The 11,916-nt window shown below is 73.3% G+C and carries 13 protein-coding genes; 7 read left to right on the top strand and 6 right to left on the bottom strand.

What is annotated here, in order from left to right; translation table 11 throughout:
• Positions 1-88: 88 nt before the first annotated feature.
• From ACWGJO_RS39260 to ACWGJO_RS39250, 3 genes are all read right to left on the bottom strand, one after another.
• Positions 89-1,912 carry a glycosyl hydrolase family 18 protein gene (locus ACWGJO_RS39260; RefSeq protein ID WP_452190441.1) on the bottom strand — a complete coding sequence of 608 codons (1,824 nt, stop codon included), beginning with the start codon at positions 1,910-1,912 and terminating at the stop codon, positions 89-91.
• A gap of 394 nt (positions 1,913-2,306) precedes the next feature.
• Positions 2,307-2,945: a hypothetical protein gene (locus ACWGJO_RS39255; protein WP_452190439.1), complete on the bottom strand. Its 639-nt coding sequence runs from the start codon at positions 2,943-2,945 to the stop codon at positions 2,307-2,309.
• A gap of 123 nt (positions 2,946-3,068) precedes the next feature.
• Positions 3,069-3,629, bottom strand: a complete 561-nt coding sequence (locus tag ACWGJO_RS39250) for a DoxX family protein (protein WP_452190438.1) — start codon at positions 3,627-3,629, stop codon at positions 3,069-3,071.
• A 221-nt stretch (positions 3,630-3,850) separates the two neighbouring features.
• Here ACWGJO_RS39250 and ACWGJO_RS39245 point away from each other — a divergent pair, with 221 nt between their 5' ends.
• Positions 3,851-4,483 carry a MarC family protein gene (locus ACWGJO_RS39245; protein ID WP_387689547.1) on the top strand — a complete coding sequence of 211 codons (633 nt, stop codon included), beginning with the start codon at positions 3,851-3,853 and terminating at the stop codon, positions 4,481-4,483.
• An 87-nt stretch (positions 4,484-4,570) separates the two neighbouring features.
• On the opposite strand, the gene ACWGJO_RS39240 is transcribed toward ACWGJO_RS39245, so the two are convergent.
• Positions 4,571-5,110: an NADPH-dependent FMN reductase gene (locus ACWGJO_RS39240; protein WP_452190436.1), complete on the bottom strand. Its 540-nt coding sequence runs from the start codon at positions 5,108-5,110 to the stop codon at positions 4,571-4,573.
• 105 nt (positions 5,111-5,215) lie between these two features.
• Positions 5,216-5,677: an Lrp/AsnC family transcriptional regulator gene (locus tag ACWGJO_RS39235; RefSeq protein ID WP_452190434.1), complete on the bottom strand. Its 462-nt coding sequence runs from the start codon at positions 5,675-5,677 to the stop codon at positions 5,216-5,218.
• Positions 5,678-5,864: 187 nt separating this feature from the next.
• Here ACWGJO_RS39235 and ACWGJO_RS39230 point away from each other — a divergent pair, with 187 nt between their 5' ends.
• From ACWGJO_RS39230 to ACWGJO_RS39210, 5 genes are all read left to right on the top strand, one after another.
• Positions 5,865-6,695 (top strand): tryptophan 2,3-dioxygenase, encoded by an 831-nt coding sequence (locus ACWGJO_RS39230; RefSeq protein ID WP_452190433.1) that lies wholly within the window; start codon positions 5,865-5,867, stop codon positions 6,693-6,695.
• Positions 6,696-6,742: 47 nt separating this feature from the next.
• A complete protein-coding gene (kynU, locus tag ACWGJO_RS39225; protein WP_452190431.1) occupies positions 6,743-7,969 on the top strand; it encodes a kynureninase in 1,227 nt (408 codons plus the stop codon).
• A 65-nt stretch (positions 7,970-8,034) separates the two neighbouring features.
• Positions 8,035-8,670, top strand: coding sequence for a TetR family transcriptional regulator (locus ACWGJO_RS39220; RefSeq protein ID WP_359907188.1), 636 nt, complete (start codon positions 8,035-8,037; stop codon positions 8,668-8,670).
• The gene (locus ACWGJO_RS39215) at positions 8,667-9,431 is read left to right on the top strand and encodes an SDR family oxidoreductase (RefSeq protein WP_387689564.1); all 765 of its coding nucleotides are present in this window, start codon (positions 8,667-8,669) and stop codon (positions 9,429-9,431) included. Before ACWGJO_RS39220 ends, ACWGJO_RS39215 begins: the two co-directional genes overlap by 4 nt.
• Before the next feature lie 115 nt (positions 9,432-9,546).
• Entirely contained in the window at positions 9,547-10,044 is a 498-nt protein-coding gene (locus ACWGJO_RS39210; RefSeq protein ID WP_452190429.1) for a F0F1 ATP synthase subunit B family protein, read from the top strand.
• Between the two features lie 52 nt (positions 10,045-10,096).
• Here ACWGJO_RS39210 and ACWGJO_RS39205 read toward each other — a convergent pair whose 3' ends face one another.
• The gene (locus ACWGJO_RS39205; RefSeq protein ID WP_452190427.1) at positions 10,097-11,044 is read right to left on the bottom strand and encodes a hypothetical protein; all 948 of its coding nucleotides are present in this window, start codon (positions 11,042-11,044) and stop codon (positions 10,097-10,099) included.
• Positions 11,045-11,120: 76 nt separating this feature from the next.
• Between ACWGJO_RS39205 and ACWGJO_RS39200 the strand changes: the two genes are divergently transcribed.
• Positions 11,121-11,750: a TetR/AcrR family transcriptional regulator gene (locus ACWGJO_RS39200; RefSeq protein WP_452190425.1), complete on the top strand. Its 630-nt coding sequence runs from the start codon at positions 11,121-11,123 to the stop codon at positions 11,748-11,750.
• The last annotated feature ends 166 nt before the right edge of the window (positions 11,751-11,916 follow it).

Here is an 11,916-nt window from a genome sequence, read left to right as displayed (position 1 = left end):
CGCCGGGAGGATGCTCCTCCCGGCGGGCCGGACCCGTCGCTTCAGGTGCTGCGAGGATCCGTCGGGCCCTCGGCGGTCCGGTGGACCGTCAGCAGGGGCCGTTGTCGGTCCAGACGCCCCACTGGCCGCTCAGGCTCGGGTCGTCGCCCTTGGTCCACCACTTGTTGGTGTAGTAGTGGCCCTTCCACGAGACCTTGGTGCCGCCGGCCGCGTAGGTGGTGTCGGTGTCCCAGCTCGGGGCGGCCGGGCAGGAGGCCGGCGTGGTCGGGGTGCCGGTCGGGGTGCCCGTGGGGGTGCCGGTCGGCGTGCCGGTGGGGGTCCCGGTCGGCGTGCCGGTGGGGGTCCCGGTGGAGGTCGGGGTCGGCGTGCCGGTCGGCGGGGCCGGGCAGGCGGACGCGGAGCCGTTGGTGGCGCTCACCATCTTGTCGAACAGGGCGGTCTTGGTGCCCAGGTCGTACAGCGAGAAGGCGAAGGAGCCGCCGAGGCCGTTGCAGTGCGCGTAGTCGAGCTTGGCCTGGATGGACTTGGCGTCCTCGCCGCTCCAGAAGGTGTTGCCGTCGTAGAAGTACGTGGCCTGGGCGCCGTCGTCCCAGAAGGTCTTGGCCGGGTTGTCGACGAAGCCCGCGAGCTCCTTGTACATCTGGATGCCGGGCTGGTTGCCGGACATCGCCGCGCCGGCCGCCGGCTGGGTGGCGGGCTGGAACAGGCCGTGCTTGCCGTTGTCCTTCACGCCGGTCCAGCCGCGGTAGTAGAACGGCACACCCATGTTGATCTTGTTGGCGGGGAAGCCGCCGGGGATGCCGTACTCCTTGTCACCGGCCGTCCAGGCCTTGATCGCGTTGTCGATCGAGTACTTCCCGTTGCCCGGCTTGGCCGGGGTCGACGGGTCGTCCGGGGTCGAGTAGAGCGCGGCCTGGTGGTTGGTCGGGCCCTGGGCGTCCCAGCCGCCGTGCATGTCGTAGGTCATGACGTCGAGGAAGGTCAGGTACTGACCGATCTTGTCGGTCTCGACGTTCATGATCTTGTCCTGGCCGGCGCCGACCGCCGCCGACAGGGCGTAGGTCTTCTTGTCGGCCGTGCCCTGCGCGTCCAGCTGGGTGCGGAACTCCTTCAGCAGCGCGGTGAAGTTCTGCTTGTCCGCCGGGCTGGAGAGGTTGCCGGTGTGGCCGCCACCGCCCGGGTACTCCCAGTCGATGTCGATGCCGTCGAAGACGCCGGCCGCCGAGCCCGGGCCGCCGAAGCCGGCGTCCTTGGGCAGGTTGCCCTTGATGAACATGTCGATGCAGGACGACACCAGGTGCTTGCGCGAGGCGTCCGTGGCGGAGGCCGGCGAGAAGTACTTCGAGTAGGTCCAACCGCCCAGCGAGAGCAGGACCTTGAGGTTCGGGTTCTTCGCCTTCAGCTTCTTCAGCTGGTTGAGGTTGCCCGCGATCGGCTGGTTCCAGACGTCGCCGACGCCGTCGACCGAGATGTCCGGGCCGAAGCTCTTCTGGTAGTCGGCGAACGCGTCGCCCGCGCCGTCACCCGCGTTGGGGTTGTTGTCGTTCGTGTCGGCGGCCTTGGTGGCCTCGAAACACCCCAGGTCGGTCGGGTGGATGTTGGCGAAGGAGTAGATCAGGTAGTCCAGGTTCTTGGCGACGCCGGTGTCCTGGATCGTCTTGGGGTAGTACGCGTTCGCGTAGATCGACCACTGGTCGAAGTAGGCGACCTTGATGCCGCCGCTGGTGGCGGGCGCGCCGGTGGAGTTGGTGGTCGCGGCGTTGGCCGCGCCGCCGCCGGACAGCGCGAGGCCTGCGCCGAGCAGCAGGGAGGCGGTGGTGCCGGCCGCGATGGCGGCCATGCTCTTCGGGCGGTGTCGGCGGCCGCCCTGCGGCGCCGGCGTCCCGGCCCTTTCAATGCGTGAGCGCAGCATGGGTGCGTGACTCCTGGTTGTGGGGGTTCCCGTCGTCCCGGGGGCGCGCGTCCGGGGTGGGGCCGGACGACCGGGACATGACAGGTGTGGGTGGGGAATCGAGCGGGATCAGACCATGACGGACTACCGGGATGTGCCGAACCGGCGCCCGCGGCACGAGGCCGCTGACGCCGGTTCAGGGGCTCCCTGCACCTGGGGAATAAAAATGGACTAGACCAACTCGCCCGTCAAGGGGTGCCGTTGGGCCTTGAGACCCGCTTAAGGTTCCACCCCCGCACTGAGCTGGGCGGCCGCGCCCCGAGCCGGCCCCGGAGTCGGCGGCGGGTCGGCACCGCAGCAGACGGCGCGACGGCCGCGGGACGGCGGCGGGACGGCGGCGGGTTCGGCGACGGAGTCAGTAGCGCACGGCGTTGGCCACCTCGGCCTTGACCGTGCCGGAGAGGTCCCGGTGGGCGTGCGCGGTGGCCTGGGAGCTCTGCCCGACCGCCACGTCCTGGATGGTCACCGCGGCCGCGTCCACCACCTTGCCCGACCCGTCGGTGAAGTTCACCTGGATCACGTACCGGTACGACTGCTGCCCGTGGTTGGTGACGGTCAGCGGCACCTGCGGCTTGCCGTCCGAACCGGTGGTCACCGCCCCGGCGGTGACGTCCCCCTTGGCGTCCACCCCGCCCTTGATCCCGGAGACGGCCGAGGAGGCCGCCGACACGGCCGCCGACACCGCCGCCGAGGCCTGCGCCTCGGCCGAGGCGATCGCGGACCCCGCCCCGCCGGCCGCCGAGCCCAGCGCCGAGGCGGCGGAGGCGACGGCGCTCGCGCCCTTCTCCACCGCGGACGCCGCGGCGGAGGCCACGCCGCTCACGCTCTTCGAGGAGGAGGAGCAGCCCGCGAGCGCCGTCGCGCCGACCACCGCCGCGACCAACACCCCGGCCACCGCCCGGCGTTGGTGACGCACCGGTGGTGCGTCCAGGTCCTGCGCGGTGACCCTCGGCGGGGTCGGGGAACTGGCTCGGGTGAGCGGCTGGCGGTCCATGCGGTCCCTCGTTTCCGGTCGGCGCCGGGCTGCCCGGCACACCTCCACGCCCACCCTCCGAGGGCCGCGGGGCCGCCGCCAGCAGGGCTGCTGCCTCCGGGTGAGCCGGGCCGGGAGCGCCCGTCAGGACAGCCCCGAGCCCTCCTGGGATTCCGACTCCACCACGGCCCGCTCCTCGCGCAGCCGCACCAGGTGGCGGCGCCGCGCGACGACGCCGTACGCCCCGGCGGCGCTCGCCACGAAGGACGCCAGGCCGAGCCACGGCCGGTCGAAGACGTGGCCGGTCAGGTGGTCCAGCGAGTACCGGCCGGCGCCCGCCAGGCCGAGCGCCAGGCCGGTCGCACCGAGGAAGGCCGGGTACTCGTAGCCGCCGGACATCGCGAAGAAGCCGGCCGGGGCGTGCACCGACACCGCGCCCGCCATCGTCCCCGCCACCACCGCGCCGGCCGCCGGGGTCGCCAGCCCGGCCACCAGCAGCGCGCCGCCGCCCGCCTCACCGAGGCCAGCCGCCAGCGCGCTCTGCCGGGCCGGGTGGAAACCCATCTGCTCCATGGCGTGGGTGGCACCCTCCAGGCCGCCGCCCCCGAACCAGCCGAACAGCTTCTGGGTGCCGTGCGCGATCAGCACGCCGCCGACCGCGCCGCGCAGGGCCAGCAGGCCCAGGTCCTTACGGTTCAGGCACATGTCGCATCCTCGCTTCCGCGGCGGAGTGACCCCGCTCGGTGACAGTGGTGACGGTCCTGCCTCCATAGCAACCGAGGGCGCCCGTCCCTTCGAGCCGGGGCCGCCATCCGGGCGAATTCGGCCCCGACCGGGAATGAACCGCCGACGGGGTGATCCACGCCGCGCCCGGCCGCGGGGCGTGGCGGACCGGCTGCCCGGGGCCCCGAGGTCATGCTTGGCCCATGTTCGTCTTCAACCTGGGCAGCGCCTTCATCACCTTCTTCGCCGTGGTCGGCCCGCCGAAGACCCTGCTGGCCTTCGCCCGGCTGGCCGGGACCCGCAGCAACCGGGAGCTGCGCCGGCTGGCCGCGCTGAGCACGGCCATCGCGGCGGTGATCGGCCTGGTGCTCGGCTTCGGGGCCGACGAGCTGACCACCCTCTTCCACATCAGCGACCAGTCGCTCCAGCTCGCGGGCGGGGCGATCTTCTTCGTCTACGCCGTCGCCCTGGTCTTCGGCGTCCACCTCGGCTCGGACGCCGACGACGACGAACACCTGTCGAACCCGCTGGTGGACGGCATCCGCGAACTGCTGCTGCCGTACATCGCCAGCCCGCTCGCCATCACGGCCGTCCTGGTCGCCTCGCTCAACCAGGACAACCTGGGCTGGAAGGCCGCCGTCTCCGGGGCGTACGTGGCCGTCGCGGTGATCAACTACCTCTGTGTGGCGGTGCTCGCGCCGCTGATGCGACGCACCCACCGCACCTCCCTGGAGGTGCTGTCCCGGCTGCTGGGGCTGCTGCTGGCGGCGGTCGGCGTCGAACTGTTCCTGGAGGGCCTGGCCGGGCTGGGAGTGCACCTGCCGGAGGGGCACTGAGCCCGCACCGTACCCGCGCCAGGCCCTGACGGGCGCCGAACGGCGCTCACGGGCCCTGAACGGCGCCGGGCCCGGCGCCCGCCCGGGTCAGCCGGCCGCGAGGCGCGCCAGCACCTCGCCGATCCGCTCGCGGACCAGTGGATCGGCGACCAGCCCGTCCGGGCCGACCGCGCCGCGCTCCAGCGGAAGCCGGACGCAGGCCTCGTCCAGCACGGCCGCGCCGGTGTAGCCGAGGACGGTGCGCAGGGTGGCCTCGGCCCCCTGGCCGCGGCCCGGACCGGCGGCGTTGATCCAGCCGGTGGGCTTGTCCGAGATCTCGGTCCCGCCGACCGTCCAGTCCAGCAGGTTCTTGAACGCGCCCGGCAGCGTCCCGGCGTACTCGGGGGTGCAGACCAGCAGCGCGTCGGCCGCCTCGATCGCGGCCCGCAGCTCGGCCACCGGCTCCGGCAGCGGGTCGGTGTCGTGGTCCGGGTTGAAGTGCGGCAGCCCGGCCAGCCCGGCGTAGTAGGTGGTCCGCAGGCCCGGGGCGGCCGCGGCCACGGCGGCCGCGGTGCGCAGCACGGTCTCGTTGGTGGAACCGGCTCGCAGGCTCCCGGGCAGCAGCAGGATGTGGCGCTCGTTCGGCATGCCGGGCAACCTACTCCTTGACGTCCGCGTCAAGGACAGCCGCCCGCCGCCCGCCGCCCGTCATCGGCACCGCCAGTGGACCAGCGGCAACGGCAACGGCAGCGGTCAGTGCGGCACCACCGGCCGCCAGGGCACCGGGCTGGAGAGGATCATCGAGCTGGACGGCTGGCCGTAGCTTCCGAGCCGGTCGCACACCGCCTCGAACTCGGCCATCGTCGACACCGCGACCAGCAGCACGCAGCACGCCCCGCCGGTGACCCGGTGCAGCTGGACCACCTCGGGCCAGGTCGGCACCTCCGGATCGCGCAGCACGCAGCGCGGGCCGTAGCACTGGATCTGGACCAGCGCGGTGATCGGCAGCCCTGCCCGGGTGAGGTCCACGTGGGCGTGGTAGCCGCTGATCACCCCCTCGGATTCCAGCCGGCGGACCCGTTCGGCCACCGCGGGTGCGGACAGGCTCACCCGGCGGGAGAGTTCGTTGTACGAGAGCCGGGCGTCGGCCTGGAGCTCGGCGAGCAGGCGGCGGTCAACGGCGTCCAAGGCGACCTCCCGGGTGGTCGGGATCAAGGGATTTCCATTCGTAAAGCGAATCGGCGGAACGCATCGCGAACAACAGCTCCGAAGGCGGTTGCGATGCCCGTCGACCATTCAAACGGGGGGCACCGCCGCCGCACAATGGGCACCCGGTGGAACCCGGCAGTCCGGCTGGTTCACCGGACCGGGCGATGCGGCCCGGAGGATCAGGAGGATCGGGATGGGGCACGACACGGTGGAGACACCCAACCTGTCGTTCGGTCGGGGCGGAGCGCCGGGCCGGGGCACCCCGTACGCCCAGTACGTGCGCCTGGAGGAACTGCACGGCCTGCAGCACCCACGCAGCAAGGAGCCGGCCGAGCTGTCGTTCATCGTCACCACCCAGGTGATGGAGCTGCTGTTCGACCTGCTGCGGCACGAGTGGACGCTCGCCCGGCAGGCACTGCGCGAGGACGACCTGCCCGCCGCCCTGGCCGCGCTGCGCCGGGGCACCCACGTGCAGGATGTACTGGTGGAGTCCTGGGACCTGCTGGCCGCCATGACCCCGCACGAGTTCAACTCCTTCCGCTCGCTGTTCGGCGAGGCCTCCGGCTTCCAGTCCGCCGCCTTCCTGCGGCTGGAGTTCCTGCTCGGCAACAAGAACGCCGCGCTGCTGAAGATGTACGACGGGATGCCCGACACCCAGGCCGAGCTGACCGAGGCCCTGCGCTCCCCCGGCCTGTACGACGAGGCGCTGGCGCTGCTGGCGCGCCGCGGCCTGGCCCCGCACCGGGCGCCCTCCGAGGAGCGCCACCAGCCGTCCGCGGAGGTCGAGGCGGCCTGGCGGCGGGTGTACACCGAGCCGGAGTTCGCCGCGCTCCAGCCGCTCGGCGAGGCCCTGCTGGACGTGGCCGAGCGGGTCACCCGCTGGCGCCAGCGCCACCTCTCGACGGTCAAGCGGACCATGGGCGGCAAGCCCGGCTCGGGCGGCTCCAGCGGACTGACCTGGCTGCGCAAGTCGGCCGAGCAGGACGTGTTCCCGGAGCTGTGGACGATCCGGGACGGGCTGTGACGGAGCGGGCTGTGAACGAGGGCAACCAGGGGAACGAGAGGACGGGCATGATCACGCGCGAGGACTGCGCGGCGCTGGACGCCGTCGACCCGCTGGCGGCGTTCCGCAAGGAGTTCGCCCTGCCGGACGGGGTGATCTACCTGGATGGCAACTCGCTGGGCGTGCTGCCGGTGCGCACGCCCGAGCGGGTGCGCCGGGTGGTCGAGGAGGAGTGGGGCCGGGAGCTGATCCGCAGCTGGAACGACGCCGGCTGGTTCGAGCAGCCGTACCGGCTGGGACGGCGGATCGCGCCGCTGATCGGCGCCGGTCCGGCGGAGGTGGTCGTCTGCGACACCACCTCGGTCAATCTCTTCAAGGTGCTGTCGGCCGCGCTGCGGCTGCGCCCGGGCCGGCGCACCGTGCTCGGTGACGCCGAGGCCTTCCCCACCGACCTGTACATCGCCGAGGGCGTGACCGGTCTGGTCGAGGGCGCGCGCAGCGCGCTGATCCGCCCCGAGGAGCTGGACCGGCATCTGGACGGGGACGTCGCCGCGGTCGTCCTCTCGCACGTGGACTACCGCACCGGCGAGCTGCTGGACATGCCGGGCATCACCGCCCGGGTGCAGGCCGCGGGCGCCCTGATGATCTGGGACGTGTGCCACTCGGTGGGCGCGCTGCCGGTCGAACTCGGTGCCGCCGGCGCGGACTTCGCGGTCGGCTGCACCTACAAGTACCTGAACGGCGGCCCCGGTTCGCCGGCCTTCCTGTACGTCGCCGAGCGGCACCTGGCGGCCGGCCCGCTCCAGCCGCTGAGCGGCTGGTTCGGCCACGCCCGGCCGTTCGCCTTCGAGCCCGGGTACGACCCGAAGCCGGGCATCGGCCGGTTCCTCACCAGCTCGCCCTCGCTGCTCGGCCAGGCCGCCCTCGACGCCTCGCTGGACGTCTGGGAGCGGGTCGACCCAACGGCGGTGCGGGCGAAGAGCCTGGCGCTGACCGACCTGTTCGTCTCGCTGACCGAGGGGCTGGACGGCGTCGAGGTCGCGACCCCGCGCGAGCACACCCGGCGGGGCAGTCAGGTCGCGCTGCGGCACGCCGACGGCTACCCGGTGGTGCAGGCCCTGATCGAGCGCGGGGTGATCGGCGACTTCCGCGCACCGGACCTGATGCGCTTCGGCTTCACGCCGCTCTACGTGTCGTACACCGAGGTCTGGGACGCGGCCCGGCAGCTGGCCGAGGTGCTGGCGAGCGGCGAGTGGCGGGCGGAGCGCTTCTCCCGCCGGGGCGAGGTGACGTAGGCCGGGGACCGGGACCGGGGCCACCTCCTTTGCCATTAATAATGCGCAGCATTAATCTTGTGCGCATGGCAAGGACATCGGCGGGCCACGAGACCCGCGAGAGGCTGCTGCGCGCGGCGGAGGAACTCTTCGCCACCCGCGGCGTGGAAGCCGCCCTGACCAGGGACATCACCCGACTGGCCGGACAGAGCAACCCGTCCGCCGTGCAGTACCACTTCGGCTCCCGCGAGGGCCTGCTCGACGCGATCATGGCCGGCCGCCAGGAACGCGCCGAGCAGGCCCTCGCGCCGCGTCTGCCCGCCCTCGCGGACGCGGACCTGCCCGGACTGCTCGGCGCCCTGGTCGCGGCCGAGGCCACCGAACTGCGCACCGAACAGGGCCGGCACTGCCTGCGGATCTCCGCGCAGGTCAGCCACAACAGCGGCGTCCGCACCCGGACCCCGCACCCGACGCTGGCCGGCGGCGGCTACTGGCGCCTGATCGAGCTGGTCGAGGACCGGATCTCCGCCCTGCCGGAGCCGATCCGGCTGGAACGGATCGACCTGGTCCTCACCCTGATCGGCGCGGCCCTCGCCGACCGGGCACAGCAGTACCTCACCGGCTCCACCCCCCTGACGGACGAGGAGACCTTCCTCGCCGACCTGGTGACGATGTCCGCCGCCATGCTCTCCTCCCCCACCCCCCGAAGGAGCAGGTCATGAACGACCTCACCGGCAAGACCGTCGTCGTCACCGGCGGCGCCCGCGGCCTGGGCGCCGAGGCCGCCCGGCTCGCCGTGGCGTCCGGCGCCAACGTGGTGATCACCGACGTCCTGGAGGAGGACGGCAGGACCACCGCCGCCGAACTCGGCGAGCGGGCGCGGTTCGTGCGCCACGACGTGACCTCCGAGGAGGACTGGCAGCGCGTGGTGGACTTCGCGGTAGCGGAGTTCGGCGCCCTGCACGGTCTGGTCAACAACGCGGGGATCTCCACCGGCACGCTGCTCGCGGACGAGAGCGTCGAGCACTTCCGCAAGGTCCTGGACATCAACCTGACCGGCGTGTTCATCGGGATGAAGACCGCCGTCCCGGCGATGCGCGCGGCCGGCGGCGGCTCGATCGTCAACATCTCCTCGGCGGCCGGCCTGATGGGCCTGGCCCTGACCGCCGGCTACGGCGCCTCCAAGTGGGGCGTGCGCGGCCTCAGCAAGATCGGCGCGGTCGAGCTGGGCACCGAGCGGATCCGGGTCAACTCGGTGCACCCGGGCATGACCTACACCCCGATGACTGCCTCGGTCGGCATCCGGCGCGGCGAGGGCAACTACCCCAACACGCCGATGGGCCGGGTCGGCGAGGCGCCCGAGATCGCCGGCGCCGTGGTCTACCTGCTCTCCGACGACTCCTCCTACGTCACCGGCGCCGAGCTGGCGGTGGACGGCGGCTGGACCACCGGCCCGACCGTCAAATACGTCATGGGGCAGTGAGCCCCGCGGCCGCCCGGGCCGCCGTGACGCAGCTCATGTCCGGGCCGAGTTCGACCGGCGTCGCCCCTGGGGAAGCTTCCGACCGACGGAACGTCATACCCTGGGGAGGTAGCGCGTGACCCTCGAACTCGGCCCGCTCAAGCCCGAACCGGCCCCGCTGGTCCTCGGCCTGGCACTGTTCTTCCTGCTGCTGTGGCTGCTCGGCCGCCACCTGCTCCCCCGGATCGAACGGGTGCAGTCCGAACGCTGGGAGGCCACCGGGGGCCGCACCGAACGCGCCGAGGCCCTGCTCGCCGAGGCCGAGGCCACCCGGGCGGCCCGCCTGCGGGAGCTGGCCGAGGCCCGCCACGAGGCGGCCCGGATCCGGGAGGAGTACGCCGAGCGCGGCGCGGCGGCGATGGTCGCGGCCCGCGCGGAGGGCATCCGCGACCGGGACGAACTGCTCACCACCGGCCGCGCCCGGATCGCCGCCGACCGGGCCGAGGCGGCCCGCCTGCTGCGGCAGGACGTCGGCGAGCTGGCCGTCGCCCTGGCCGGCCGGGTGATCGGCGAGCCGGTGGACGCCGTCGCCGCACAGCGCCGCACGGTGGAGCGCTTCTTCGAGGCGAACTAGCGGAGCCGACCGGCTCTCGTCGGCCCGCCGCCGGCTCCTCGTCAGCCCCTCGTCAGCCCCTCGTCAGCTCCTCGACCAGCGCGCGGTACACCGCGAAGGCCGGCTTGGGCGTGTAGTCGTCGCGCACCAGGCCGAAGTGCGGGAACAGCCCGGCACCCGCGCTGTCCGCGTCCCGCAGGGCGAAGAACGCGTAACCGGTGACATTGAGTTCGGTGGCGAGCCCGGCGACCGTCCGGACCACCTCCGCCACCACCTCGGCCTGCCGCGCCTCGCTCCGCCCGGGGCCGGTGGGCCAGCCGTTCTCGCAGATCCGCAGCGGAACACCGGGCCCGATCCCGGCTCCGGGCAGCGTGTCCCGGCGGAAGCCGGCGAGCACCGCCCGTACCGCGTCGGCGAGTCGACCGGGTGGGACGGGACGGAAGACGTCCGGGAAGAAGTCCAGGCCGACGTAGTCCAGGGCACGGTGGAAGCGCTCGTCGGCGAGCCGGCCGAGCTCGGGCCAGAAGGTGTCCGCGGGGTCGAAGGAGGGCACCGCGTTGAAGCCGACGGCCAGCCGGTCGAATCCCCGGGCCAGCGCCTCCTCCTTCGCCGCGATCACGCCCTCGACCAGCGCCCGGCGGACGTTGGGGATGCTGCCGTCCACGGGCGGGAGGTCCAGGTTGGGCTCCTCGCAGATCTGGAGCAGCCCGAGGCGGTGCCCCTCGGCGCGGACCGTCCGCCGGACGAAGTCCAGCCAGCCCGCCAACTCCCCGCCGCGGTCCCGGTACTGGACCACCAGGTCGAGCCGGCGTCCCTCGGCGGCGTACTGCTCGGGCCGCGCGGGGGTGTGCTCGCCGCCCGGGTACGAGCGGTAGGCGCGGACCAGGAACTCCGCCGCACCGCCCTGGAGTTCGCGCAGGGCGGCGGTTATCCGGGCCGGGTCGTCGGGGCGGACGGGCGCGATGACGCCGGTGTCGTCACCGGCCGGTCCGCCGGGGTAGATGCCGAAGGTGAAGGTCATGCCGCCACCGTAGCGGATATTTTTGGTGTCACTGCAACTTTGGAGCGACACCATGCACTACGGATAGAATCCGGCCATGGGACTTCGCGAACTCAAGAAGCAGCAGACCCGGGAGCTGCTCTCCGACACCGCCATGGGCCTGTTCGCCGAACGCGGCTTCGACCGGGTCACGGTGGTCGAGGTGGCCCGGGCCGCCGGGGTCTCGCCGAACACGGTCTTCAACTACTTCCCCACCAAGGAGGACCTGTTCTTCGACCGGCAGGAGGAGGTCGTCGCCCACCTGGCCGAGGTGGTCCGGCGCCGCCCCGCGGGCAGCCCGGCCGTGGACGCCGTCCGGGCCGACCTGCTGGCGGCCTTCGCGAGCGGGGAGCCGACAGTCGGGCTGCACCCGGGGATGGCGGCGTTCTGGCGGATCGTCGAGGACAGCGCCGCACTCCGGGCCCGGCTGCTGGAGCTCGGCGAACGGGCCGAAGCGGCACTCGCGGCCGCCCTGGCCGAGGAATCGGGAGCCGCACCGGAGGACCCGCTCCCCCGGATCGTGGCCGGAGCCGTCACAGGGGCCCACCGGGCAGTGCTCGGCGAGATCCGGCGGGCCATGGTCGCCGGGGAGCCGGCCGAAGCGGTGCGGGCCCGGATCGAGGCGGCGGTCGACCGGGCCTTCGGCCTGCTCGCCTCGGGCCTCGCCCACTACCCGGCCGAGCGGTAGGCGGCCGGGGCCGGGGAACGGCGCGCCGGATGAAACGGGAGACGCGGACGGGGCCACGGACGGGCCCGGGTCGGGGTCGAGGTCGAGGTCGGGGTCGGGGTCGGGCCCGGGGGCCGGGGCCGGGGCCGGGGCCGGGGGCCGGAACGAAACCGGGACGGCGCAGGCC

The organism is Kitasatospora sp. NPDC054795 (genome assembly GCF_053611565.1).
The sequence above is the reverse complement of the archived record's forward strand: the minus strand, read 5'-3'. Positions and strand labels throughout refer to the sequence as shown.

Coding starts and splice junctions, on each gene's coding strand:
- ACWGJO_RS39260 (WP_452190441.1), bottom strand. CDS start 1,912: ATGCTGCGCTCACGCATTGAAAGGGCCGGGACGCCGGCGCCGCAGGGC.
- ACWGJO_RS39255 (WP_452190439.1), bottom strand. CDS start 2,945: ATGGACCGCCAGCCGCTCACCCGAGCCAGTTCCCCGACCCCGCCGAGG.
- ACWGJO_RS39250 (WP_452190438.1), bottom strand. CDS start 3,629: ATGTGCCTGAACCGTAAGGACCTGGGCCTGCTGGCCCTGCGCGGCGCG.
- ACWGJO_RS39245 (WP_387689547.1), top strand. CDS start 3,851: ATGTTCGTCTTCAACCTGGGCAGCGCCTTCATCACCTTCTTCGCCGTG.
- ACWGJO_RS39240 (WP_452190436.1), bottom strand. CDS start 5,110: ATGCCGAACGAGCGCCACATCCTGCTGCTGCCCGGGAGCCTGCGAGCC.
- ACWGJO_RS39230 (WP_452190433.1), top strand. CDS start 5,865: ATGGGGCACGACACGGTGGAGACACCCAACCTGTCGTTCGGTCGGGGC.
- kynU (WP_452190431.1), top strand. CDS start 6,743: ATGATCACGCGCGAGGACTGCGCGGCGCTGGACGCCGTCGACCCGCTG.
- ACWGJO_RS39220 (WP_359907188.1), top strand. CDS start 8,035: ATGGCAAGGACATCGGCGGGCCACGAGACCCGCGAGAGGCTGCTGCGC.
- ACWGJO_RS39215 (WP_387689564.1), top strand. CDS start 8,667: ATGAACGACCTCACCGGCAAGACCGTCGTCGTCACCGGCGGCGCCCGC.
- ACWGJO_RS39205 (WP_452190427.1), bottom strand. CDS start 11,044: ATGACCTTCACCTTCGGCATCTACCCCGGCGGACCGGCCGGTGACGAC.
- ACWGJO_RS39200 (WP_452190425.1), top strand. CDS start 11,121: ATGGGACTTCGCGAACTCAAGAAGCAGCAGACCCGGGAGCTGCTCTCC.